Genomic DNA, 1,733 nt, shown 5'->3' with positions numbered 1-1,733 from the left:
GCCAAGCGCCTAACGGACGAGACCACACCAGCCTGGCGAGGAGCCTGCTAGGTCATAAGCGGCAATCCGTCCACGTTGAACGCCCTCTCAGAGCGGCGACCCGAACACCCGGGCGTCGATGGACTCCCAACTCAGGTTGCACGCCTTCCCGCGCATCGGGTCGCGTCAGCTCGGGTCCTTCCAGCCGAGCCATATCCGCGAGTTCGTGACGCAGCTCGAAGCGTCCGGCATGTCCGGTGCCTACGCTCGCGTGATCTTCTCCAACGTCCGCGCCGTGCTCTCTGCGGCCGTCGAGGACGGATGCCTACGCCGGAACCCCTGCAACTCGCGCACGGTGACGCCGCCCGAGATGGGCACGCGCCGTGTCGTCCCCTGGTCGCCGGGACGCGTCTTCGCGATGCGGGCCGTCATGGTCGAACGCTTCCGGCCCATGGTCGACGTAGGCGCCGGCTGCGGCCTGCGACAGGGCGAGATCCTCGGCCTGTCCGTGGATGACCTGGACTTCGAGGGCGGCACCCTGTACGTGGTGCAGCAACTGAAGCTGAGTCTGAGCAAGCCCGTGTTCGCGCCCCCGAAGGGCGGCAAGCTCCGTGACGTGCCTCTGTCGGATCCCGTGGCGGACGCGCTCAAGGCGCACATGGAGCGCTTCCCGCCCGTCGAGGTCACGTTGCCGTGGATGCGGGCGAACGGCCGGCCCGTGACCAAGCGGCTCATCTTCACGGGCCCGAACGGTGGGCACATCTGGCGTACGTCGCTGAACGAAGACCACTGGAAGCCCGCGCTCGCCAAGGCCGGTGTCATCCCCAAGGCCAAGAGTCGCGAGCACGCCGCCGCCCGGGAGCACGGCATGCACGCGCTTCGGCACTTCTACGCGTCCGTGCTTCTGGACGCCGGGGAGAGCATCAAGGCCCTCGCTGAGTACCTCGGGCACTCCGATCCGGGGCTGACGCTGAAGGTGTACGCACACCTCATGCCGAGCAGTCGAGACCGAGCCCGGAAGGCTCTCGGCAGGGCTCTCAAGCCACAAGATCACATGGGCTGAGGTTCCAGAGAGGTTCCAGGGCACGAAAATGCCTCCCGCCCGCGCCGTATGCGCAGGTGGGAGGCATGATCACCAAACCTACTTCTTCTTGCCCTGGGTCTTGCCGGGGATCTTGGTGAGCTGGGTTTTTGCTGGTCAAGGGCAGTGGGCTCGTGCGCCTGGTGGTCGTCGTTGGTCGTCATTGGCCACTGTCGAGCGTCCTCGGACGGCCCAGAGACGGCCCAGAGACGGCCCAGCCTCGGCGTACTCGACTGACGGCCGACACCTTCGCTGCCCTGCCTGAACCTCAGCCGACGACAGTCAGCCACGACGGCGGGCGCACCGACCGACGACGCACGCGTATGCCTCGCTGTACCCCCGCAGTCCTCAGCCACGCTGCCAATGCCGTTGACCGGAGCAAGCCGCGGCGGCCGGCACATGGCGACGATGCCTGAGCCCTTACACCAGTCCTACCGGACACACATGTTCATCCGGCCTGCCTGACAGGGCGCGCTGCGTCAGAGTCGAAGCCCGGAGAGACCACCGTCGTCCAGGCGGTCTGAGCGTCTGTGCCCGGTGGCAGCCCGGGGGCGCTGTCGGTGGTGTCGTGGATGATCAGCGCACGACATGCGGTTTCCCCCGACTTCATCAGTAGGTAGGCACACGTGGTCGGCGGATTCGCGGGCTGGCCTGCGAGAATGGCATGAGGAGC

At 67.1% G+C, this 1,733-nt stretch carries 1 pseudogene; it reads left to right on the top strand.

Annotated elements, in window-relative coordinates:
* Nucleotides 1-85: 85 nt before the first annotated feature.
* Nucleotides 86-1,042, top strand: a pseudogene (locus JL475_RS38870) (tyrosine-type recombinase/integrase); the annotation flags it as partial.
* Between the last annotated feature and the right edge of the window lie 691 nt (nt 1,043-1,733).

It is taken from the genome of Streptomyces sp. M2CJ-2 (assembly GCF_016757295.1).
Classification (GTDB): Bacteria; Actinomycetota; Actinomycetes; order Streptomycetales; family Streptomycetaceae; genus Streptomyces.
The sequence above is the reverse complement of the archived record's forward strand: the minus strand, read 5'-3'. Positions and strand labels throughout refer to the sequence as shown.